Genomic DNA, 23,416 nt, shown 5'->3' with positions numbered 1-23,416 from the left:
ATTTATAACTCGCTGTTGTTAAGTTGAATTCCTAATTAGTTATTACAATGGTCTAAGTGATCCATCCGTATTTTAACCACTTGCCCATTCACATCATCTAACGCTTCAATTACTTTAATAGCACAGTTAACCGCACGCTCTTTGACTTTATGAGTCAGCATAATGATGGCTGCAAATTGTTCGCCTTCAAGTACTTCTTTCTGAATAAGGGCTTCAATATTAATCCCCTCTTCACTAAGGATACGCGTAATTTGCGTCATTACCCCAGGATGATCTGCGGCACTCATCCTTAAATAAAAGGCTGTTTCCGTTTCATCCATAGGTAAAACAGTAAGGTCATCAGACACTGGCCGCTGGTAACCTAGCGCAGGCATATGACTGGGTAACTCAATAGCACGGGCAATATCAATTATATCGGCAATCACTGCAGAAGCCGTTGGTTCTGCACCCGCTCCAGCCCCATAAAACAAGGTGGGACCAACTGCATCAGTATCAATTAGTACCGCATTCATAACTCCATCCACATTAGCAAGCAGTCGTTTTTCTGGAATTAATGTGGGATGTACTCTAAGTTCAATGCCTTCTTTTCGTGCACGCGCAATACCTAAGTGTTTTATACGATAGCCCAACTCATGGGCATACTGAATATCTTCCGAGGTAATACCACTGATGCCTTCAGTGTAGGTTTGCTCAAACTGCAAAGGGATGCCAAAAGCAATCGAGGCAAGGATGGTGAGTTTATGAGCAGCATCGATCCCTTCAACATCAAATGTAGGATCGGCTTCAGCATAGCCAAGTGCTTGCGCTTCACTTAACACATCAGCAAAGCTACTGCCCTTCTTCTCCATAGCCGTAAGAATAAAGTTCCCCGTACCATTGATGATACCAGCTACAGTATGAACCTTATTAGCGGCAAGACCCTCTCGAAGTGCCTTGATAACAGGAATCCCACCCGCAACAGCCGCTTCAAATGCTACCTGAACTTTTTGCTTTGAAGCCTCAGTTAATAACTCATTACCATGAACAGCAATTAATGCTTTGTTCGCCGTTACAACATGTTTACCTGATGAAATCGCACGTGACACTAATGATTTTGCAGTATCACAGCCACCAATTAATTCAACTAAAATATCGACCTCAGGATTATCAGCTACTGCAAATACATCTTCGGTCACTGAAACACCTGAGGTATCACAGCAGGGATTAGGACGCCGCATCGCAATTTGTGCTACCTCAATGGGTCTCCCCACTCGCTGTGCAATCAAATCCTGGTTACGCTTCAAAACATTAAATGTACCGCCACCTACAGTGCCCAGGCCACAGATACCTATCTTTATGGGTTTCAAACTCCACCCCCACTCACCCAGTCAATTTATTAAGCATAGAATCTTCATACAGGATAAAACCAAGTTCACGGCTTCAAACATGCCTTGCCTTGGTAAATTCCAGCACAAACTCATCTCGCAGAAAAAGTAAAGTTGCTGCCAATACCAGCAAAAGGGAAATTATTCTACGCTGACCAGCGCTCAGTTCCTAGAGCTTAGCTGAAGTCAAAAAGGAAAACGAGAGCTCCCTGGTGAATAGTCACAGAACTAACACCAGGTAATCTAATAGAAGAGACTAAAAATATTATTATTTAGTCTTGAACACACTAACGAGTAAGTGCGTACTAATAAGTGTGCAACTGCACGACCTAATCTACTTGTTAACACCTAACAACTTTGCTAACTGGTCTGCAGGACGATAACCAGGAATCATAGTGCCATCAGCCAAGAACAGAGCTGGAGTACCATTAACGCCAAGCTGGACTCCAAGTTTAAATTCTTCCAGAACAGGGTTGTCACACTTGTCAGCTGTTATTTTCTCGCCATTTTTGGCTTTAGTCATTGCTTGCTGGCGATCCTTTGAACACCATACAGACTGCATTGTGGCAAATGCTGGAGATTGCTCACCACCTCGAGGAAATGCCATATAACGAACTTCAATGCCCATCTCATTCAGCTGAGGTACTTCTTTATGAAGCTTTCGGCAAAACCCACAGTCAACATCAGTGAAAACAGTAATATGTGCTTTTTTCTTACCTTTAGGTGAAAAAACAACCATTTTCTCGTCAGGGAAGTCCTTTAATAATTTGGCTACTTCTTTATTACGCTCTTTAGCCGTTAAATTAGTAACTTTTTTGCCATCTAGCTTTAGTAAGTCACCACGAAATATATAGTTACCGTCAACATTACTATAAATGATTTGATTTCCTGCAAGGGTCACCGCATAAACGCCTTTTACAGGACTTTCTTCTACTTTTTCTACTTTGACATTCTTATCAAGGGCTTGAAGATTAGCTGTTATTTTTGCTTTTACGTCCTGTCCTGCAGCAGCCATGCTGCTACCCAGTACTAGCGTTAAGCCAATCAGAGACTTACGAAACAACGTCATAGGGTTCCCCATATGATTTACTTGTGTTTATTTCATACTGAGAGAGGGAAATACACATTTTGGTTCCCTCCATAAGTCCGCAGTATATCACCCTCTTGGATGATATGCTTGATGCAGCTTTTGCAATCGCAATTTGGCGACATGAGTGTAAATTTGTGTTGTAGATAAATCACTATGACCAAGCAGTAACTGGACTGCCCTCAAATCAGCACCATGGTTTAATAAGTGTGTTGCAAACGCATGTCGAAGCGTATGAGGTGATATATCACCTGTAATATTGGCTGCTATGGCATACTTTTTCACCCTATGCCAAAAAGTCTGTCGTGTCATACGCTGACCTCGAACACTCGGGAAAACAATGCTTGACTGCCCTGCTTTACACAGTTGCTCCCGAACTTCATTAAGATAACGAACCAACCAATAGTGTGCTTCTTCCCCCCAAGGTATCAGCCGCTCTTTGCCACCTTTGCCTAAAACACGCACAGCACCAAGCGACATAAATAGCATAGGAATTTCCAACGCCACCAGCTCTGAAACTCGAAGTCCAGACGCATACAATAATTCCAGCATAACCTTATCGCGAAAGCCTATAGGTTCACCTAAATCAGGTGTTTGTAATAATACTTCGACCTCATCCTCACTTAATACTCCAGGTAATTTCCTACCCAGTTTTGGCATTTTTAGTGCCTGAACGGGATCATCCTGTATTCTTTCATTCAGCAGCAGGAACTTAAAAAAAGCTCTCAATGAAGATAACAACCGAGCAGAAGAACGTGCACTCATACCTCCTGCTGTTCGTAACGCCAGATAATCCTGAATTATTACCCGACTGACAGTGGTAAGTGACTGCCTTTGCTGTTCAAGCCAAAAAGCAAAATGGGTAAGATCACTTTGATAAGCGGCCCTACTATTGTCTGATAGTCCTCGTTCTAACCATAAAAACTGAATAAACTCGTTAATGAGCATTTGGTGAACAGAGTCAATGGATTTCATCAAGCATGCCTGTGGTTAAAAACATGTTCACGCATAATTTTCCCTCTAAAAAAGTTGCTGGAAAATAAAGCAGTATGTACAGCATATCAGAGTGTATTATTAACCCAATGTTTCCGTCACCAGGTTCAGTTTACAAAAAAATGAACAACGCTTATGATGTCGTCTATTAACTTTTGGTCACAAGAAAAAGTCACAGTTTGAGGGTAATAGGAAGTACCTCAACAAAATAAAAGCTAAATCATTTAAACAGTAAACCGCACAATATACCTATACAAGAAACGGTATAAACGGTTATACCTGTGCTCACATTATTGGAGCCCAAAAACATCATGGAGCGACAACTTTTACGTTATCATCTGCCCAAACGATTCTCAGCCAATAAACTTCAACAGTTACTCAATACTAAATATCAAATTTACCAGCAAGCATTACCATCCCAAACGCTCATTTTTTATGATACCTTTGAATGGCTTCTTTGGAAAAAAGGCTTTGTTTGCTGGTACTTTCAAAATCAACTTAGCTTACAACGACGAGATCACTTTTGCTCACCTTACGACCTTTACACGCTTGATACTCTTGAGCTACCTTCCCCCCCCGAAATACTCAATATAGCTCCATCCACTTTTGCCCAAAAAGTACAAAAAATTATCAAAGCACGCGCACTAACACCAACAGCAGAAGTTCAATTTGCTTCAACACTTTTGGACTGTAAAGATAGCGAAGGAAAAACAAGATTAAGACTTCAACTCGACACACTTCAATCTCAATCACAGCCTAGACATAAAGTAAAGTCCTTAATTGTGCAGCCATTAAAAGGCTATACAACAGATGCCCACTTTTGCCAACAGTTACTAACACAAAATCAGTGTGAGCAAACGAGCAAAACCCTGCTTGGAGAAATGGAAGCTCATGGACTCATTCAACCTAGCCACTACTCCATAAAACCTACCTTTAACCTTACGCCAGATTTATCTGTTCACGAAGTCATTTCAAAAATCACATCTCATTTACTTGCACTTGCCCGGCTTAATGAAACAGGCATTGTTAATGACATTGATATCGAGTTTTTACATGACTACCGAGTTGCCCTCAGAAAAATCCGCTCACTCACTACATTATTAAAACACGCATTTACAACAGAGAAGTTTAATGAATTAAAAACCTCTTTTGGTGAACTTGGCAAACAAACTAACATACTTCGAGACCTTGATGTCTACTTAAATCACCAGGCTGACTTTACTCAGCTTTTACCTGACAGTTTACAATCAGGACTTCATATCTTATTTGCTGATTTTCAACAAGCACGAACACTTGAACAAAACAAAATTAAAAAACACCTCAAAAGTCGTAATTACCTAAAAAAAATAAAACAGCTAGAAACACAGTTTCAATCTTCAGCCTCTTTATGTCATGGCCCCTTGGCCAATGAACCTATTCTTAAGGTCGCAAAAGAACGTATTTATCGCCAGTACCATGTCATCCGAAAAAAAAGCAAACGGATAACACCTGAGACCCCAGATGAGTACGTCCATGACATTCGAATAGCGTGTAAGAAACTACGCTATCTTTTGGAATTTTTTGCTGACTTATTCCCAGAAAATGAAATCACAAAACTTGTAAATGCTTTAAAAAAACTACAGGATCATCTTGGTCTCTTTAACGATTTATGCGTTCAGCAAGCTTTTCTTCAAGACTACTATCATAATCAGCTCAAAAAAGCGCATCATCCTACAGAAGAAATTTATCAACTTTGTTTGTCTGTAGGCGGCGTGATCGCAGTACTTTATCAAAAACAATTACAAGCACGAAATAAGGTTACTAACCACCTTTCATCATTCATAGACAAGGATGTAAGGCAGCAAATAAGCCATCTTTTTAGTACCGCTGAAGGAGAAAAACATGAAAATACTTGCGAGCTACAGCATTAAAGGTGGTGTAGGAAAAACAGCCACATCCGTTAACCTTGCTCATTTAGCGGCAACTCATGGTTATAGAACACTATTATTTGATTTAGATCCTCAAGGCGCTTCTTCATTTTATTTTAGAGTACGTCCATCTGAGAAATGCAAAACAAAATTTTTCTTCAGTAAAGAGAAAAAATTGCAAAAAAATATCAAAGCTTCTGATTTTCCTTACTTAGATATCCTGCCTGCAAAGCTATCTTTTCGTAATTTCGACATCATGTTAAATTACATGAAAAAATCAACCACACGCTTACATAAGACGCTTTTGACGCTAAAAAAAGAGTATGATCTTATTTTAATTGATTGCCCACCAAGCATCAGCTTACTCTCTGAAAATGTATTTAATGCAGCTGATAAAATTCTTATTCCCTTAATACCCACCACCTTGTCAGAAAGAACACTCCAACAGCTAACCACTTTCTTTTCGACACATGGCTATCGTAACAAAAAGCTCATTCCTTTCTTCTCAATGGTTCAGTCACAAAAAAAATTACATAAAGATGCAATGACCAGACTACGCAAACAGTATCCTCACCTACTAGAAACAAGCATTCCATTTTCAGCAGATATTGAAAAGATGGGGGTTCATCGCGAGCCTGTTACTGCCTTTGCAAAGGATACAACAGGTGCACAAGCCTTTATGGCTTTGTGGGAAGAAGTTGAAAGTAAATTAGCCTGCACAAAGAAAAAAAGAGCCCTGAGCATTTAGTCTTTAATTTTACAGCGATCACCCTATGGCAAAAGAATAGAGATAACAAAAAGCAGCCTTATCGGCTGCTTTTTGCTGGCAAGTTGCACTAAGCGGAAACTTAGGACAGCTTTTCCTTGATACGCGCAGCTTTACCAGAGCGCTGACGTAGGTAGTACAGCTTCGCTTTACGTACATCACCACGGCGTTTAACAGACACACTATCAATGATAGGGCTGTAGGTCTGAAAAACACGCTCAACACCAACGCCATTAGAAATCTTACGTACCGTAAAAGAAGAGTTCAAGCCACGGTTACGCTTAGCAATAACCACTCCTTCGAACGCCTGTAAACGCTCACGGCTTCCCTCTTTTACTTTAACCTGAACAATAACAGTGTCACCTTGCCCAAACGCAGGGACCTCTTTATTCATTTGTTCAGCTTCGATCTGCTGAATAATTTTATTCTTGCTCATGATCTACTCCTAGATACAAACTTCCAACCCATTACTAGTTAATTGGATGTTTGTGGCTGTCTAGCATGTTCGGTAAGAAAGTCATCCAATAACTGCTGTTCTTCTACAGTTAATGTCTGTGCTTTCAACAACTCTGGCCGCCGCAACCACGTACGTCCCAGAGCTTGTTTTAACCGCCACCGCTTAATTTCCTGATGATTACCACTTAATAACACACCAGGTACGCTTAAACCGGCAATTTCTTCCGGACGCGTATAATGTGGACAGTCCAACAAACCATTGCTGAATGAGTCTTCAAGGGCGGAATCCTTGTGACCTAGGGTGCCCGGTACAAAGCGTGAAATGGTATCAATTAAGACCATAGCAGCTAACTCGCCACCACTCATCACATAATCACCAATCGACCATTCTTCATCGACTTCAGTAGCAATTATGCGCTCATCAATACCTTCATAGCGCCCAGCAACCAAAATCAGTTTTTGGCTATCCGCTAAATAGCGAACACCATCTTGATCCAGCTTTCGCCCTTGAGGCGAAAGATAAACGACTTTAGCGCCAGGTCCTGCAGCACTTTTTGCTGCATGGATAGCATCACGCAGAGGTTGAACTTTCATCAACATGCCGGGACCACCGCCATATGGTCGGTCATCCACAGTTTGATGTTTATCATGGGTAAAATCTCTTGGATTCCAGAAGTTAACTTCTATTCCACCATTTTTTACCGCTCTTCCTGTAACGCCATGTGCTGTAACAGCAGAAAACATTTCAGGGAAAAGACTAACAACACCAAACCACACCTTTAAAACTCCGGATCCCAATCGATCCGCATTATACCTTGTGTGAGGTCAACACCGCACACAACCTGCTTTTCCAAATATGGAATTAAGCGTTCACGCTGATCAATACTGCCTTCGCAAGGCTTAACAACAAGTACATCGTTAGAACCTGTACTTAACAAATGATCAACTTTTCCTAATAACAGTGGCTCAGTACTACTGTCACTGAGGCCAGTGACTACATTTAAGCCTTCGAGTTGATGCCAGTAAAACTCACCTTCACCAAGCTCTGGTAACACTGTCTTAGGTACCAGGATTTCTGCACCACAATACTGATGCGCTTGCTCCCGGTCATCACAGCCTACAAAGTGGGCAACTAGGCCTTTGCCTTGTCTCTGGCCACGGTCAACACGAACAGAAAGTTGCTGACCTTTGAGCTTCAGTGTCCATTCCGGATAATTCAAAATATTGATGATCGGATCAGTATGAGAATAAATCTTTAACCAACCTTTAACACCAAATACTGAGGTCACTTTACCGATTACGATAGAAGGTGACGATGTACTGGATTGACTCACTAACAACTCCGCCTAAACCTCACTTAATGGCCAGATTACGCCTTTGCAGCCTCTTTCAGCAATTGAGCTACACGCTCAGAAGCCTGTGCACCTTGGCTTAACCAGTAACTAGCACGCTCCTGGTCAACCCTTAGACGCTCTGCTTGACCACGAGCAATTGGGTTAAAAATACCAATACGTTCAATAAACCGACCTTCGCGAGACTTACGAGAGTCAGTCACTGTTAAATGGTAAAAAGGGCGTTTCTTAGAACCGCCACGGGCTAAACGAATCGTTACCATTGGACTTCGCTTCCTAGATCAATGGCGTAGAACACCACTGGTTGATTCAACAATCCAATTCGAGCACAGTGCCCGAAAGGGCGCATATTCTACGGAATATCAAGAGGGATGGGAAGAGCTATTCTACTTATTTCTTCCTATCCCATTCACTACTGATGAATCAGCAGTTTTTTCATCAACTAAACCAAAGGAATAGAATCAGAAATTTTTTAAGCTAGCAACTTATTCATACAGGTTAGACCACATAGCTATGTACGATTAAAGTAGCTGCTGACTTAATTGTTACCTGTTTGAGAAATAGTTACATACCTGGGAATCGACCACCACCAGGAGGCATACCACCGCCCCCCATTCCGCCTTTCATAGAGGATAAGCCACGCATAAGCTTCGTCATGCCACCCTTTCCTGACACTTTTTTCATCATCTTTTGCATTTGCTTATGCTGCTTGAGTAGCCGGTTAACATCTTGGATCTGTGTTCCAGAGCCTGAAGCAATACGGCGCTTACGTGAGCCATTAATAAGGTCAGGATTTCTACGCTCTGCAGGCGTCATAGAATTAATGATCGCCTCCATCTGGATCAGCGGCTTTTCATTAATATTTTGATTAGCCATCTGTGGCATTTGTCCCATACCTGGTAGCTTATCCAGCATACTGCTGATACCACCCATATTCTTCATTTGCTGGAGCTGATCACGAAAATCTTCCAGGTCAAACCCTTTACCTTTCTTCAGCTTTTTCGCAAGACGATCTGCTTTCTGCTTATCAAGCTTTTGTTCTGCCTCTTCAATCAGCGAGAGAACATCACCCATCCCCAGAATTCGGGAAGCAACCCGGTCAGGGTGAAAAGGTTCCAACGCTTCAATTTTTTCACCAACCCCCAAGAATTTGATTGGTTTGCCCGTAATATGTCTAACAGATAGTGCAGCACCACCTCGAGCATCACCGTCAGCTTTGGTCAATACAACCCCAGTGAGTGGCAACGCATCATTAAATGCTTTTGCTGTGTTTGCTGCATCCTGACCCGTCATAGCATCCACTACAAACAAGGTCTCTATAGGATTAATAGCTGTGTGCAATTCACGAATCTCATCCATCATATTTTCATCAATATGCAGACGACCCGCGGTATCCACAATCACTACATCAAACTGTTTCTGCCTGGCAAACTGAATAGCACCTTCTGCAATTGCTACAGGCTTTTGCTCCGAAGTTGAAGGAAAGAACTCAACAGCCACTTGTTCTGCAAGTGTTTCTAGCTGTTTTATGGCGGCAGGACGGTAGATGTCAGCACTAGTGACCAGCACCTTTTTCTTTTTACGCTCTCTTAAGTGCTTGGCTAGTTTTGCAACGGTAGTGGTTTTACCTGCCCCTTGCAGACCAGCCATCAGTACCACTGCAGGAGGCTGAACAGATAAGTTCAACTCATCACAGGCTGAACCCATAATTTCGATAAGTTCAGATTGCACAATTTTGACAAACATCTGCCCAGGACTGAGGCTCTTCTGGACCTCTTGCCCAACCGCCCGCTGTTTGATTTTTTCAACAAAATCCTTAACTACAGGTAAGGCCACATCAGCTTCGAGCAAAGCCATGCGTACTTCACGCAGGGTATCTTTAATATTGTCTTCTGTTAACTTGGCTTTGCCAGTAACATTCTTTAGAGTCTGCGATAAGCGGTCGGTCAGATTTTCAAACATGAAGGCTACCTTAAACGATAATCCTCCCTGCCATGTCACAGACAAATCAGTCTGATATGCAACAATAGTGACTCTGGAGGGAGTTTTGAATGCTTTCTGCTGAATATAGGCTTAAGTTTAAGCGATTATACCGTATTATCTGTAGCGGCTGTCCAGTTTCATGGCAACTTCATTTATCAGTGTTATCCAATTAAGTCACTAAACAATACTTTCATCTACTTTCTCAACATAATATGCTGGGACATCATGCTTATGATATGTACTGATCTTTTACGTTTAATCTAAGTACCATAAGCTGTCCAGATAGGATAAACCACGTTAGCACAGGATTATATGAACATCATTTTGCCAAGTCTTATTGCAGTATTGCTCTATGCGGCAGGATCTGTCTATCAGGGACGAGCCTTAGTTCAGGGCCACACCATATGTAAGCCTCTTATTCAAGGCATCGCTTTAAGTGCATCTATACTGCAAATGTTAAGTATTTATTTTGTACTTCATACTCAACAAGGTATTGATTTAAGTTATGTCAACGTTGGCTCTTTAATTTCATGGCTAATCATCAATGTTGTACTACTCAGCAGTTTGCGCAAGCCTGTCGAAAACTTATTTGTCATTTTATTTCCCATTGCTGCAACAACTGTTCTACTGTCTGCTTTTCATCTTTCACCAACAGACATTAAAACCAACTTATCAGCAGGCATGATCTTACATGTGCTATTTTCAGTTTTAGCATATAGCATTTTAACCATTGCATTTTGTCAGGCTTTACTTTTAGCCTATCAGGATTATCGGCTAAAACATCGCCATCCTACTGGAATGATCAGGCTATTTCCCCCACTGCAAACAATGGAAAGCCTGTTATTTGAGTTTCTATGGGCAGGACTGCTCCTGTTAAGTTGCTCACTCTTAAGCGGATTTATAGCATTAGACAACAACTTTGTTCAGTCACATAAAGCAAGCCTTTCTATTATTGCTTGGTTAGTATTTGCTATTTTACTGTGGGGAAGGCATGCACTTGGTTGGCGAGGTATCACAGCCATACGCTGGACTATTTGTGGTTTCACTCTGCTTGTACTCGCTTATTTTGGTAGCAAACTCCTACTGGACCTAATCAAACAAGCTGGATAAACTTCACCACAGTCGTCGGCTAATCTGACGACAGGTGAAGCACGTTCTGTATTACATGAGGTTATTGTTTCTTGGACGACGTACCCCTTAGTTTTTTACTGAGTTGTTTAGTTATTCTTATCCTTCTTTCTGCTTTTTTCTCCAGCTCTGAAACAGGTATGATGGCACTTAATCGCTATCGGCTCAGACACTTGGTAAAGCAAAAAAACCGCTCAGCCATACGAGTCCAAGAGCTACTTGAGCGACCAGACCGTTTAATTGGTGTCATTCTCATCGGCAATAACTTCGTCAATATTCTTGCCTCTGCAATTGCAACAGTGATTGCTATTCAGCTTTGGGGGGAAGCGGGCATCGCTATTGCCACAGCAATTCTGACGCTGGTTATTTTGATTTTTGCAGAGGTTACACCAAAAACACTTGCTGCACTCAGCCCTGAGCGAATCGCGTTTCCTGCATCCTGGATTCTTAAACCACTATTGTGGCTGCTTTACCCTGCGGTGTGGTTAATCAATAGTATAAGTAACGGACTACTGCGTTTGTTTGGTGTTGATACTTCAGATATCCCAGAAGACCATTTAACCACAGAAGAGTTGCGAACTATTGTTCATGAGTCAGCAGGCAGGCTACCACGACGACGTAAAGGTATGTTGCTAGGTATTTTGGATCTGGAAAAAGTCACCGTTAATGACATCATGATTCCCCGTCAGGATATTATTGGAATTGATCTAAGCAATGACCTAGCAACTATTCTGCAGCAACTCCGGACAAGCCAACATACACGTATGCCTGTCTACAAAGGTGACATTAATAATGTTGTCGGCATGCTGCACATGCGTGATGCCTTACGTTTTTTAAGTCTTACCGAACCGAGCAAAGATGCGCTGCTTCAAGAGTCAAAGGAAGTATTATTTATTCCTGAAAACACCCCCTTACATACACAACTGTTTAACTTTCAGCAAGACAAAGAGCGAATCGGCCTTGTCGTTGATGAGTATGGTGATATACAGGGATTAGCCACCCTAGAGGACATATTAGAAGAAATTGTAGGCGAGTTTACCACTGGCCTACCAGATAGTAATCTTGACATTATCCCTCAAGAAGACGGCTCATATATTGTTGGTGGCCTGACAACCATCCGAGATATTAACCGAACACTCGCGTGGAAACTCCCAAGCCAAGGACCAAAAACACTTAATGGCCTTATCATTGAATTGCTTGAAGTGATTCCTGAAACCAATGTATGCCTTAAAATCGGCTCACATAGAATCGAAATTCTGCAAATTCAAGACAATATTATAAAAAGAGCACGACTGACTGATGTCCGAAGTCACTAGTTAAGCTTTATTACAATTTAACTCAAAATCAACCCATTCATGCTCACTTATCAAAGAAAGAGTATTAATGGTTTTCTTAGTGATTAAGACTAAAACGTTTATAGTGTGGTAAGTTTAAATCAATGTTGGCCTCAAACACTGTATTCAGTAAATCAGCCAGCACAATTGCTGTTAGCCCCCATATTTTATGGTCCTGATACTGATAGCTGGGTAGTACAAAGTCATGTCCCCCGTAGTTAAGCCGATCCCAGCCTAAGTTTTGCTCCTTTAGAAAAAATGCTAGTGGTACTCGAAAACAGCACTCCAACTCATCAGGACAAGGTATAAGATGTGTCTTAGGGGGAATCAACCCAACAAAGGGGGTTACTGAAATACCAAAGCGAGAGACAATAGATCGAAGTTGGCCAAGATACTCAACCGACTCTGGAATAATGCAAACCTCTTCATGACTTTCACGAAGCGCAGTTTGCCAAAGGTTTGTATCCTGTGGTTCACGCTTCCCACCAGGAAAGGCCACCTCACCACTATGAGAAGATAAGTGATGAGCACGCTGAATTAAAATCAACTCAGGCAACTCTATGCACTTGGTAATGGCTATAAGAACACTCGCTTGAGGTAAATTTACCAGGCTAGAAGGCGGGCTATACCCTGCTAGTTGATACTTAAGCTGCTCAAGTAAATCTGTCATCATGGTTGTTAGTCCAGTTTACATTCTTTCTTAATCCACAAGGCTTACCGTTTTCTTCATACTCAACTTAAATTTCATTGATTCTATTCATTAATCCTTATCAGTACCCTTAATATTAAGCTTCATCAGCCTTAGTATTGTTATCGCATTTAGCTATTTAATTGTCGCACTTATTAACAGTTCTATAGTGCGCTCTTTTTTTAGTTAACTAAATCACATTTCTTATAAAACCCATCCTATTTCTATTATTTTCTAACCAACTGATTTACCAACTTTTTTATAATACCTAACCATTTTATAGGCCCTTTAGTCAGAACTGGCACACATATTGAGTGAGAACTAATCAATATCATGTTGGTTTCGCCGTCAGTAGTATAAATATTAACCAGCACGGATTATCTGACGGACTAGGGCAAAACCTAGGGATAGATAACAGTATTTTTGGATGTTTCAGGTGAACACATGAAATTAACACTTCCAGACTTTGATCACTTAATGAACTTGGCAAGGAATAAACCAGAAGATCTGGAAAAGCTAAGAAATCAACTAATTGAGAATACTATCCAGTCTGCTCCAAAAAGTTCTCAACGCAGGCTGAGAGGGATACAGTTCCAAGTTGACATGCAAATTCGTAAGTCAAATAATCCTATGGCTGCTTGCGTTGCTGTATCAGAACTCATGTACAAATCTTTGCAAGAGCTTCAATTATCGCTAAATGACCCTGAAACAATCAACGAACGCCTTAAAACTGCTAAGCCAACTTGTGCACCTGCTGATGTAATCTGTATGAGTGAAAAGCGCAACTTAAAACAAATTAAGCTATAACGCTTGTGCTTCATATCTATCCCTTTCCTTTCAGTTTACATTAATAGCAGTTTATACTCATAGCCTCATATTAGGAGCTGAGGCTATGAATTATTGCAGCCACTGCAGTGGTGAAATAACAACAACAATTCCCCAAGGTGACAATCGACCGCGACACGTTTGTACTCACTGTGGCATGGTGCATTATCAAAACCCTAAAATAGTTGCAGGTTGTCTACCTATTTACCAAAACCAGATCTTACTGTGCCAACGGGCAATTCATCCTCGCGCAGGTTACTGGACACTACCTGCTGGTTTTATGGAGCTTGATGAAACCACACAGCAAGCCGCAGAGCGAGAAACCTGGGAAGAGGCCTGTGCAAAAGTAGAAATTGGTGAGCTTTATACCCTATTTAACTTACCCCATATCAACCAGGTTTATCTGATATTTCTTGCTCAGTTAACCCAACCGACATTTTCGCCAGGAGAAGAAAGCCTATCCACGGAGCTATTCACTGAAGACACTATTCCTTGGAATAATTTAGCCTTTCCAACGATAACGAAAACACTAGAGTACTACTTTAGAGATTTAAAGCAGGAAAGTTTTACCTTTCGTTCTATTGATATAGCCCCTCATGCCTCATACAAAGAAGTTAAGTAACAACTTAACTAACGTTTTATGCAATATCACACAGCTGCCAAACATCAAATGCTGGCTCCTCATAAGGGTGGCTAGCACGTAACGCTTCAACGGCAGCATGAATATGCTCATTATCACACACCAGTTCAACACGGTATTCTTCAACCTGCTCAACCATACCTTGCTGACCAAGATAAGGTGCACTACCATCAAGCGGCCGAAACTGCCCCATACCTTTAACCTGCCAACAGCAGCTGTCATAACAACCAATACGACCAGCTCCCGCCGCAAATAATGAGGATTTTACTTGCTCTAATGCTTCCACAGGAACATAGACACAAAGCTTGTACATACCCACTCCATTTTAAATACGTTTATTATTAACGTTTAAACAAATAATGCTTCTTATCACTATTAATATTTTTTACATAATACATTTGTTGTCTATTAAAAGTGTCTAAATGATAAAAAGAACAATGTAGCCCTAACAGGCTCTCAAGACAGTAAAACAACTCAGGGGAAAATTGCTTAATCAGAAAAGTTTATAAGAAAAAAACTTAGCGTTGGGCTACATAATGTCTTCTAACGACAAGGTTAAAAGCATCAACCACTGTAGGGTCAAACTTGGAATTACTGTTACTGTTTATTTCAGTCACAGCCCGCAACAATGTTTTACGAAAACTCACATCACTGTGTTGATGTAGCACTTTCTGATAGGTGTCAATAACTGCTAAAATCATTCCCCCAATATTAATTTGATCCGCCTTTAACCCACCAGGGAAGCCCGTACCATCAAAATGTTCATGATGGTGTTCAATCATATCAGCAGCTCCCTGCCAACCCGTCATTCTTCGTACAAGTCCAGCACCTATGCGAACATGATCCTGATACAAAAGCTGCTCTTCTGGAGTGAGTGTCGTATGCTTGTTCAGTACCTGCCAAGGCACAAAAGCCATACCAATATCATGTAAATAAACAGCTGCACTTAACTCTTCATGAGATACAACATCACCTAACTCTTTATTAATCTCAGCAGCCATTTTAAGTTGTTCATTAAAAGCAGTTCCCTGCTTAAATAAAAATAATCTATCCAGTTTAACGGCCAATGTATGAAAAAAATCTAAATCAGAAGTTTTAGCATCTTCAACTTCTTCAGGTTGTTCTACCACACGCGGTTTTTTAGGCGCTAACTCAGACTCTTCTCCTCCCACAAGTTGATCTAATAGCCGATTAACAATGTCAACTCGACCGCTATCATCAGCTTCTCTAACCTGTAAAATATAGTTTTCTAATATATCCAATAAATCTTGATCAGCTTCACCTGTATGTAATAATTGTGAAATAAGTTCATCTATACGACTAATGACCGCCAGCATGAACTCCCCATAGACAGGCTCATAGGAATATTTATCATCCCGAATGTCAGAAACGATTTCCTCCAGTTTATGGCTTACATCCACCAGAGGGTCCAAAAACACCATCCGGCAATTCCCTTTCAAAGAGTGCATAGAACGAAACAAGTCATGGACATCTTCAGGACTGGGAGACTTTTCTAATCGGTGACAGCACAACTCAATTTCTTCTTGTGCTTCCTGAAAACAGGTATAAAAGTCAGTCAGGATATCTTGATCTAAATCGGTAAACGTCTCGCAAGTAAACGTAGTCATTGAATAGTCCTGCAACTTGAAGGGATTTGCCTATCATACGACTTTAGAGTTTAAATCTAGCAATGACTGAATTATGTGCCAAATGCTAAAAGCAACCATTAGACATTAAGACACATAGTTATATCGCTATCATTTATGACCTTTTTTGAGAAAACGATCCATTTATAAATATTTTAGCTTCCCTTAAATGACTATTCCTTTTTCAACACTCATTATCGCGGCATTATTTTGAGCAGTTTTCCACTAGACTCATCCGTTAACGCATAAATTGCGCCATCAACCCCCACGTCAACATCACGAATACGTGCAGTCATTGCAAACCGTTGCTCTTGTTGAATACGCTTATTGGCAACAGGTAAGCGCACCAGTAGTTTTGCTTTTAATGCCCCAACTAATAATTGGCCTTGCCAATCTTTAAATAGCTTTCCGTAATAAATACTCATTCCTGATGGAGCAATTGAGGGGATCCAATACCATACAGGAGCAATCATCCCTGGTAGGGATGTAAACTCAGAAATTAATAAACCGCTATACTCTCGACCATAAGTCGCCATTGGCCAACCATAATTATTCCCAGCCTTCACTAAATTGACTTCATCTCCACCTAAAGGTCCATGTTCATGCAGCCACATAGTATTCGTTTTACTATCATAAACGAGCCCCTGCGGATTCCGATGACCATAACTGAATATTTCATGGCGTTTATCTGATGAGTCACTAAATGGATTACCCATGGCAGGTTGACCTTTATCCGTTAGCCGCAACACCTTGCCAAAATCATTTGTGAGATGCTGAGCATTACTCCGTTCACCGCGATCCCCCACCGTCACATACAATCGCTGCTTCGCATCAAAAGCAAGCCGAGAGCCAAAGTGATGTGTATTATCTGACACGGCTTTTGCACTATAAATTGTTTCAAGCTGTGTTAATTTCGGTGGATTAACGGTAATTTTGGCTCGTGCTACAGCGGTTGTATAACCACTCGATAACTCGCGACTATACGAAAAATAAACCCAGTGATTTTGTGGGTAATGAGGGTGCAAAACGATATCGAGTAGTCCACCTTGCCCCACATAAGCAATTGGCAAATCTAAGTGAAACTGGAATATTTTTTTTCCTTGTTTATCCAGTATGACTATCTGCCCACGCTTAAGTGTTATTAATACATGGCTCCCTTGATTAACCCAAGCCATTGACCAAGGATATTCCAATTGGTTATTAAGGGTAATGATGTGTAATCTATCGTCAGCGTAGAGACCATTCCTAAAAAACAAAAAAATGAATAAAAATGAGATAACTTTGAGTGACACTGACATAGTCATCACCTGGCAAAATAGTTATTAAAGCAAAACGCTGAAATACTTATACCCTCAAAAGGGTACACTTTCAGTCATTATCGAAACCAATAATAAAGGACTATAAGGTAATAATATGACAAGCATGAAAAACAAAACGATTGTCATAACTGGAGCAAGTCGAGGTATTGGCCGTGCTATTGCCCTTAAATGTGCATTAGCTGGTGCCAATATTGTTGTTACAGGAAAAACCAGCGAGCCCCATAATAAATTGCCCGGCACTATTCATAGTGTAGCGGCAGAAGTAGAGGCTGCGGGGGGCAAGGCACTTGCCGTACAAATGGATGTCCGCAATGAGCAACAAGTTCAGCAAATGGTGGAACAAACTGTTGAACGGTTTGGTGGTATTGATGCACTCATCAACAATGCAGGCGCCATTAAACTACTCCCTGTTGAAACACTTCCCATCAAACGCTTCGACCTAATGCAGCAAGTGAATAGCCGTGCACTATTTATTTGCGCTCAAGCCGTGCTACCTTATTTAAAAAAGTCATCCAATCCCCATATTTTAAGCCTTTCTCCACCCATCAGCTTGCAGCCAAAGTGGTTAAAAAACTTTGCCCCCTACACACTCTCTAAATATGGTATGACCATTTTAGCATTAGGTATGGCTGAAGAGTTTAAAAAATACCATATTGCCGTAAACACCTTATGGCCTAAAACAGTGATTGCAACGGCTGCAGTTGCCTATGAAGTAGGTAGTGAAGAAACATTCCAGTACTGTCGTACACCTGACATCATGGCTGATGCAGCATTTAAAATACTAAACCTATCCCACGAAGAGCTTAACGGACAAACACTAATAGATGAGCCTTTTCTAAAAAGTCAGGGTGTCAGTGATTTCGAACACTATCGATATGATCGTACCACCGACAAAACATTAATGAATGACTTGTTCGTTGACGAAGAGTAATCGTTCCACTCTAAAGCTGAAATAGATTATGCAGGTCTATTTCAGCTTCATTAAGCGACTCATAATTAAGGGAATATAAAAACTTTAACGTTAATTCAATACTTTTCTCCAGAGCTTATGGCCATATCAAAATACTACTTTTGATAGTTATTTTGATACGTTTCATTCCCCATTATTTGAATTTGCTGGTCAATCATTGCCTTAAATGCTACCAGAGGGCTTTCCAAAATAGTTTGATCATTTGCTAAGCCACGTAATGCCATCACAGCAGCTTCAACAGTAGAAAGGTAGGCATCATTGGGTACTTTTCTAATACGATAAGTTGAAGGTTCACTCTGGCTCAAAACAATGGATGGCAACGTATGTAGTTGAGGATTCAAGTACCAAATTTTTTTGGCCTTTTTCCATGTGCCATCGATAACAATTAAGTTCCATGACTGAATATCAGTACCTTGCAAATAATCATGCTGAAATTCATGCAAGGTTATTGCACTATCATTTGGAAATAAGACCACACAGGGTTGTTGGAGGATTTCCTCAAATGTCTTATGGTTGCTAAAACACTCCCCGACTATTCGTGAACAGTTCTTAATACATAAACCCAGGAGTTTTGCTGTACCAATAGCTTTCTTTTGTTCAGATGGATGCTGAAGGACAACAAGATTCATTGGAGACTTGGAGCAGGTTATATATTTGCACAAACATACTTGAACCGGTCGGTGACAACGTGAACAGCATTCTCTAGGCATAACAGCTTGATATCTTTATCATAAAACAACAGTTAACCACTATTATTATCCCCATAGCAAGCAAGCTACGGCTTAATATAGCCATCATCATTCATCACTGTATGTCGCGATTATTCACTGCGAACGGTATATATTGACGAATTATTTCATCATAACGCCCACTCCGTTTTAACGCTTTCAAGCCTCTATTAAACTTATCCCGTGCAGTTTTACTTTTAAAAGCGACACTATAGTGACTAGGTGGAAAGATTTTATGAATAGTGACAGGAAGAGAAGTATCAACGTATTTTTTTTCCACCACGCGATAATACTTGAAAATATTAATATCCATCACAACCGTATCGACTCGCTTATCAAATAACATCGTTACCTGGGTCGCTTGCCTCGCCTTTTCAGAATACCGACTATTATTCACAGCCATTTTGGCAAAAGCATCACCTAAATAGAGTGTGGCATTTTGGAAGGCAACAATTGATTTATCTGCCAAGTCATCAACCGAATCAATATGATAATTATGCTTAGCCAAGCTGATGGCAGCATTCTGATAAGTGATATGACTATCAGATAGAAATACATTATTTAAACCAGCCTTCTGATTAAGCGTCATCGCGGCATCAACTGTCCCATCTGCTATATGCTTTACCACCCTCACCAGTGGTAAGTAAACCAGATGAATGGTATACCCTTCTTTTTCTAAAATTTCTCTAACAATATCTAATTCCATGCCTTTATCCCCTTCTTTGATAATATAAGGGGGGATTGCCAAGCCTACAGCCATAATAAGTGTCTCTGCAGGTAATGGGCGAGCAAAGGCTATTAAACTATTAATGAACGCTAGCCAGCACCAAACAGACAATGAACATTTATTAAAACTCATTATAATTCCTTCTGAGGCTTACAACTCATTTTAGGAAGTAGTATGACTAACCTAAAATAACGAATGCTCAATAGTCTCTGCGATAACCGATCAACAACATTTAAACAATCAAGTAGTGTGATAACTATGCAGTTAATTTTGTCTTTACTGCAACAAATGAGTGTTTTTTTTGTGATTGCTTATTTATTTAGCAAAACACCCATTTTTAAACCATTAGTCAATATTTCCATTCAGTTTCCTCACAAGGTTGTGATATATCTGGTTTTCTCTGGCTTTTGCATTATGGGCACCTATTTTGGTTTAGAGATCCATGATGCTATTGCTAACACCCGTGCCGTAGGTGCAGTGCTAGGTGGTCTGTTAGGTGGACCTTGGGTTGGCTTTCTGGTAGGGCTCACTGGAGGCTTACACCGATACTCTCTAGGTGGCTTTACGGACATTGCTTGTGCCATTTCAACAACATTTGAAGGTCTGTTTGCTGGCCTTGTGCATTTTTATTTACTCAATAAACACCGTAAGATCGATACGCTATTTACACCACATATTGCCTTTCTTACTACACTCGTGGCTGAAATAGCACAGATGTTGATTATCTTGATTGTTGCCAAACCATTTGCCGAAGCCTGGACCCTTGTAAAGTTAATCGCCCCCCCAATGATATTAGCCAACTCTGCTGGGGCAGCCTTGTTCATGAATATTATTCGTGATCAAAAAACTATGTATGAAAAATTTAGCCAGGCCTTTTCTGCTAAGGCACTCACCATAGCTGAGCGAACAGTAGGTATACTGGCCACAGGTTTTAACGAAGAAAACAGTGCCCGCATTGCCCAGATTATTTATGAAGAAACCGGTGTCGGTGCTGTAGCGATTACTGACTGTGAAAAGATTTTAGCATTTATAGGCCATGGTGATGATCACCATCTTCCAGGCACGCCTATCTCATCAGCAATGACCTTTAAAGCCATCCAACATAATCAAGTAATTTTTGCCGATGGTGTTGAAGTACCTTATCGTTGCTCCATCCAATCTCAATGTGGATTAGGCTCTGTTGTTGTCATTCCCCTACAAGGTGATAATGAGCAAGTCATCGGCACCATTAAGCTTTACGAACCCAAACATAAATTATTCGTCAATATAAATCGAACCCTGGGTGAAGGTATTGCTCGCTTGATATCGAATCAAATATTGAGCGGTTTACACGAACAGCAAAAACGCTTACTGATTCAGGCAGAGCTAAAATTAATCCAAGCGCAAATAAACCCACACTTTCTATTTAATGCACTCAATACCATCAGTGCGATTATTCGCAAGCAACCAGAAGACGCCAGAGAATTACTACTTCACCTCTCTCGCTTTTTTCGCAAGAACCTAAAACGAGACTGTGAATCCGCCACACTAGAAGACGAAATAGACCATGTCCACTCTTATCTAAAAATTGAACATGCCCGCTTTGCTGATCGTTTAACCGTGATAATTGATATTCCTGAACAGCTAAAAACCATTCAAGTACCTACATTTACCCTGCAACCCATCGTCGAAAATGCCATCAAGCACGGTATCGCTCAGTCTCTTGATCAGGGCAAAGTAACCATTAGTGCTTCACAACAAAAATCGTTATTAGTGCTCACAGTTGAAGATAACGCAGGACTTTATGAAGACAAACCAAGGAGTGATGGACTCGGAATGGGCATTGTTGATAAACGTATCAAAGCACGTTACGGCAATCGCTATGGGCTTGAGGTACAATGCCACCCAAACCAATGGACACGTATAACAATAACATTACCCATTGAGGAGCCTGGTGATGATTAACGCTTTACTGGTTGATGATGAGCCACTGGCTCGGGATGCTTTGGCAGACCTGCTCAGTAGTGACCCAGAAATATCTATCATAGGCCAAGCCAGCAATGCCGTTGAAGCCTTACAAATGATTAACAGCCTGCACCCAGATGTGATCTTTCTGGATATTCAGATGCCTCGCGTCAGCGGTCTGGAGTTAGTCAGTATGCTGAATATGGATGACGCCCCCTATGTTGTGTTTGTTACCGCCTATGATGAATATGCTATCCGCGCCTTCGAAGACAATGCGTTTGATTATCTGCTAAAACCCGTTGAGCCACCTCGTTTGCAAAAAACCTTAGCAAGACTCAAAAAAAACTATCACCATCCACCTTCACTCACCCCTGTTGCCAGTGCAGATCTACAACTTATTCCGTGTTATCTGCAAAATAGAATACGGTTAATCAAAATTGATGACGTGGAATTTGCCTTTTCCGATCTATCGGGTGTCCATGTAATGAGTGAAGAAGGCACAAGTCACACCCAACTCACCCTTAAAACCCTGGAAAGCAAAACACCTTTATTACACTGCCATCGCCAATATCTCATCAATATAAATGCTATACGGGAAATTCAACTATTAGAAAATGGCCTGGCAGAAATCATTACTCAACATGGTCATAAAGTACCCGTGAGTCGCCGCTACTTAAAAATGCTTAAAGATCGCTTTGGCTTGCAGTAATGCAAGGCTTACTGAGCACCTCGTGTATTTTTAGCAACCTTTTTTGCTACATCTTTAATTAAAGGTGCCTTTTCATCTGAAGTCATAGAGTTAAATTGATTTTCTGGTTTTTCTTTATTTTTGATCTACTCATTCCACTAATAATACCCCATAATTGAGTACAACAGAATTGACCATCAGAGATAACGAGGTTGTTAGGCATTAATTGCCTTCATGAGCTCTCCATAATACTCTGCTCGACCAGTCTTGAATAAACCATACCAGGCTTCTAATACGGGTGGAGAATAAATGTCAAGACACTTGAAAATATGGTATGCAAAATCCACAGGAGCCATTCCAGGTGCAGTTACAAGATTTCTGTCGGTGACAGCAGGTGCATCTTCATATAATTGAGCGCCACCGTAATGCGTTGCAGCAAGATAATCTCGAGCATTGCTCGTATGCCGACGATCATCAAGTAGCCCACCACGAGCAAGGCCTACAGTAGCACCACATATGGCTGCTACCGGTGTTCCAGCCGCAAGAAACACACGTGCAACGTCAACAGCTTCCATATTCTGACCTTCATCCCAAGCCATGCCACCTGACATAATGAACATTGCACTATCTGCCGGAGAAATCTCTGCAAGTGTCATATCTGGCTGAATATGAACTCCACCAATAGTCACAATAGGCGATTTCTTTAAAGCCACACTACGTACTTGATAACTACCAGGATTTTTTTGAAACTGAGGATTGTTTATCCCAGCTATAGCATAACTGGCTTCCCAATCTGACAAACTGTTAAATACCAAAAGATATACATCTTTCTTTTTCATTTGTTATCTCCAAAAATCGCTGTCTAGCATAA

At 40.9% G+C, this 23,416-nt stretch carries 24 protein-coding genes; 9 read left to right on the top strand and 15 right to left on the bottom strand.

Translation table 11 applies throughout. The features are described from left to right. Nucleotides 1-35 precede the first annotated feature (35 nt). From KCG35_RS01240 to xerD, 3 genes are all read right to left on the bottom strand, one after another. Nucleotides 36-1,346: a homoserine dehydrogenase gene (locus tag KCG35_RS01240; RefSeq protein WP_215817846.1), complete on the bottom strand. Its 1,311-nt coding sequence runs from the start codon at nucleotides 1,344-1,346 to the stop codon at nucleotides 36-38. A 352-nt stretch (nucleotides 1,347-1,698) separates the two neighbouring features. Continuing rightward, nucleotides 1,699-2,433 carry a DsbC family protein gene (locus KCG35_RS01235; RefSeq protein ID WP_215817845.1) on the bottom strand — a complete coding sequence of 245 codons (735 nt, stop codon included), beginning with the start codon at nucleotides 2,431-2,433 and terminating at the stop codon, nucleotides 1,699-1,701. Between the two features lie 87 nt (nucleotides 2,434-2,520). After that, nucleotides 2,521-3,426 (bottom strand): site-specific tyrosine recombinase XerD, encoded by a 906-nt coding sequence (gene xerD / locus KCG35_RS01230; RefSeq protein WP_215817844.1) that lies wholly within the window; start codon nucleotides 3,424-3,426, stop codon nucleotides 2,521-2,523. A 329-nt stretch (nucleotides 3,427-3,755) separates the two neighbouring features. On the opposite strand from xerD, the gene KCG35_RS01225 reads away from it, so the two are divergent. Together KCG35_RS01225 and KCG35_RS01220 are read left to right on the top strand one after the other, a co-directional pair. Further along, nucleotides 3,756-5,354, top strand: a complete 1,599-nt coding sequence (locus KCG35_RS01225) for a CHAD domain-containing protein (protein ID WP_215817843.1) — start codon at nucleotides 3,756-3,758, stop codon at nucleotides 5,352-5,354. Continuing rightward, nucleotides 5,326-6,099 (top strand): ParA family protein, encoded by a 774-nt coding sequence (locus tag KCG35_RS01220; RefSeq protein ID WP_215817842.1) that lies wholly within the window; start codon nucleotides 5,326-5,328, stop codon nucleotides 6,097-6,099. The genes KCG35_RS01225 and KCG35_RS01220 overlap by 29 nt, the downstream gene beginning before the upstream one ends. A gap of 100 nt (nucleotides 6,100-6,199) precedes the next feature. Here KCG35_RS01220 and rplS read toward each other — a convergent pair whose 3' ends face one another. From rplS to ffh, 5 genes are all read right to left on the bottom strand, one after another. Beyond that, nucleotides 6,200-6,556, bottom strand: a complete 357-nt coding sequence (gene rplS, locus KCG35_RS01215; protein WP_444972201.1) for a 50S ribosomal protein L19 — start codon at nucleotides 6,554-6,556, stop codon at nucleotides 6,200-6,202. Between the two features lie 35 nt (nucleotides 6,557-6,591). Continuing rightward, on the bottom strand, nucleotides 6,592-7,350 hold the full coding sequence (trmD, locus tag KCG35_RS01210; protein ID WP_215817840.1) for a tRNA (guanosine(37)-N1)-methyltransferase TrmD: 759 nt from the start codon (nucleotides 7,348-7,350) through the stop codon (nucleotides 6,592-6,594). Nucleotides 7,351-7,352: 2 nt separating this feature from the next. Continuing rightward, nucleotides 7,353-7,907, bottom strand: a complete 555-nt coding sequence (gene rimM, locus KCG35_RS01205; RefSeq protein ID WP_215817839.1) for a ribosome maturation factor RimM — start codon at nucleotides 7,905-7,907, stop codon at nucleotides 7,353-7,355. Between the two features lie 35 nt (nucleotides 7,908-7,942). Further along, a complete protein-coding gene (gene rpsP, locus KCG35_RS01200) occupies nucleotides 7,943-8,188 on the bottom strand; it encodes a 30S ribosomal protein S16 (RefSeq protein ID WP_215817838.1) in 246 nt (81 codons plus the stop codon). 301 nt (nucleotides 8,189-8,489) lie between these two features. After that, on the bottom strand, nucleotides 8,490-9,887 hold the full coding sequence (gene ffh / locus KCG35_RS01195; RefSeq protein ID WP_215817837.1) for a signal recognition particle protein: 1,398 nt from the start codon (nucleotides 9,885-9,887) through the stop codon (nucleotides 8,490-8,492). A gap of 333 nt (nucleotides 9,888-10,220) precedes the next feature. Between ffh and KCG35_RS01190 the strand changes: the two genes are divergently transcribed. Further along, a complete protein-coding gene (locus tag KCG35_RS01190; RefSeq protein WP_215817836.1) occupies nucleotides 10,221-11,018 on the top strand; it encodes a cytochrome C assembly family protein in 798 nt (265 codons plus the stop codon). A gap of 71 nt (nucleotides 11,019-11,089) precedes the next feature. Then, nucleotides 11,090-12,352, top strand: a complete 1,263-nt coding sequence (locus KCG35_RS01185) for an HlyC/CorC family transporter (RefSeq protein ID WP_215817835.1) — start codon at nucleotides 11,090-11,092, stop codon at nucleotides 12,350-12,352. Nucleotides 12,353-12,428: 76 nt separating this feature from the next. On the opposite strand, the gene KCG35_RS01180 is transcribed toward KCG35_RS01185, so the two are convergent. Beyond that, nucleotides 12,429-13,043 (bottom strand): NUDIX hydrolase, encoded by a 615-nt coding sequence (locus KCG35_RS01180; RefSeq protein WP_215817834.1) that lies wholly within the window; start codon nucleotides 13,041-13,043, stop codon nucleotides 12,429-12,431. Nucleotides 13,044-13,502: 459 nt separating this feature from the next. On the opposite strand from KCG35_RS01180, the gene KCG35_RS01175 reads away from it, so the two are divergent. Both KCG35_RS01175 and KCG35_RS01170 read left to right on the top strand, forming a co-directional pair. Beyond that, a complete protein-coding gene (locus KCG35_RS01175) occupies nucleotides 13,503-13,865 on the top strand; it encodes a DUF3135 domain-containing protein (protein WP_215817833.1) in 363 nt (120 codons plus the stop codon). Between the two features lie 85 nt (nucleotides 13,866-13,950). Next, nucleotides 13,951-14,505 carry an NUDIX hydrolase gene (locus KCG35_RS01170; protein ID WP_215817832.1) on the top strand — a complete coding sequence of 185 codons (555 nt, stop codon included), beginning with the start codon at nucleotides 13,951-13,953 and terminating at the stop codon, nucleotides 14,503-14,505. Between the two features lie 16 nt (nucleotides 14,506-14,521). Here the strand turns inward: KCG35_RS01170 and KCG35_RS01165 are convergent, their stop codons facing one another. The 3 genes from KCG35_RS01165 to KCG35_RS01155 form a co-directional block, all read right to left on the bottom strand. Next, nucleotides 14,522-14,836, bottom strand: a complete 315-nt coding sequence (locus tag KCG35_RS01165; protein WP_215817831.1) for a YqfO family protein — start codon at nucleotides 14,834-14,836, stop codon at nucleotides 14,522-14,524. Nucleotides 14,837-15,041: 205 nt separating this feature from the next. Continuing rightward, the gene (locus tag KCG35_RS01160) at nucleotides 15,042-16,151 is read right to left on the bottom strand and encodes an HD domain-containing phosphohydrolase (protein WP_215817830.1); all 1,110 of its coding nucleotides are present in this window, start codon (nucleotides 16,149-16,151) and stop codon (nucleotides 15,042-15,044) included. 212 nt (nucleotides 16,152-16,363) lie between these two features. Then, nucleotides 16,364-17,467, bottom strand: coding sequence for a PQQ-dependent sugar dehydrogenase (locus KCG35_RS01155; RefSeq protein ID WP_215817829.1), 1,104 nt, complete (start codon nucleotides 17,465-17,467; stop codon nucleotides 16,364-16,366). Between the two features lie 115 nt (nucleotides 17,468-17,582). Here KCG35_RS01155 and KCG35_RS01150 point away from each other — a divergent pair, with 115 nt between their 5' ends. Further along, complete coding sequence (locus KCG35_RS01150) at nucleotides 17,583-18,419, top strand: SDR family oxidoreductase (protein WP_215817828.1); 837 nt, start codon at nucleotides 17,583-17,585, stop codon at nucleotides 18,417-18,419. A 134-nt stretch (nucleotides 18,420-18,553) separates the two neighbouring features. Here the strand turns inward: KCG35_RS01150 and KCG35_RS01145 are convergent, their stop codons facing one another. Together KCG35_RS01145 and KCG35_RS01140 are read right to left on the bottom strand one after the other, a co-directional pair. Continuing rightward, the gene (locus KCG35_RS01145) at nucleotides 18,554-19,168 is read right to left on the bottom strand and encodes a tRNA-uridine aminocarboxypropyltransferase (protein ID WP_215817827.1); all 615 of its coding nucleotides are present in this window, start codon (nucleotides 19,166-19,168) and stop codon (nucleotides 18,554-18,556) included. A gap of 94 nt (nucleotides 19,169-19,262) precedes the next feature. Then, nucleotides 19,263-20,045 carry a substrate-binding periplasmic protein gene (locus KCG35_RS01140; protein ID WP_215817826.1) on the bottom strand — a complete coding sequence of 261 codons (783 nt, stop codon included), beginning with the start codon at nucleotides 20,043-20,045 and terminating at the stop codon, nucleotides 19,263-19,265. A 126-nt stretch (nucleotides 20,046-20,171) separates the two neighbouring features. Here KCG35_RS01140 and KCG35_RS01135 point away from each other — a divergent pair, with 126 nt between their 5' ends. Both KCG35_RS01135 and btsR read left to right on the top strand, forming a co-directional pair. Next, nucleotides 20,172-21,857, top strand: a complete 1,686-nt coding sequence (locus tag KCG35_RS01135) for a sensor histidine kinase (RefSeq protein WP_215817825.1) — start codon at nucleotides 20,172-20,174, stop codon at nucleotides 21,855-21,857. Beyond that, nucleotides 21,850-22,566, top strand: a complete 717-nt coding sequence (gene btsR / locus KCG35_RS01130; protein WP_215817824.1) for a two-component system response regulator BtsR — start codon at nucleotides 21,850-21,852, stop codon at nucleotides 22,564-22,566. Before KCG35_RS01135 ends, btsR begins: the two co-directional genes overlap by 8 nt. 194 nt (nucleotides 22,567-22,760) lie before the next feature. On the opposite strand, the gene KCG35_RS01125 is transcribed toward btsR, so the two are convergent. Then, nucleotides 22,761-23,384, bottom strand: a complete 624-nt coding sequence (locus tag KCG35_RS01125) for a DJ-1/PfpI family protein (protein ID WP_215817823.1) — start codon at nucleotides 23,382-23,384, stop codon at nucleotides 22,761-22,763. Nucleotides 23,385-23,416: the final 32 nt, after the last annotated feature.

This window comes from Zooshikella harenae (genome assembly GCF_018837975.1).
In the GTDB taxonomy this organism is placed as follows: domain Bacteria; phylum Pseudomonadota; class Gammaproteobacteria; order Pseudomonadales; family Zooshikellaceae; genus Zooshikella; species Zooshikella harenae.
The sequence above is the reverse complement of the archived record's forward strand: the minus strand, read 5'-3'. Positions and strand labels throughout refer to the sequence as shown.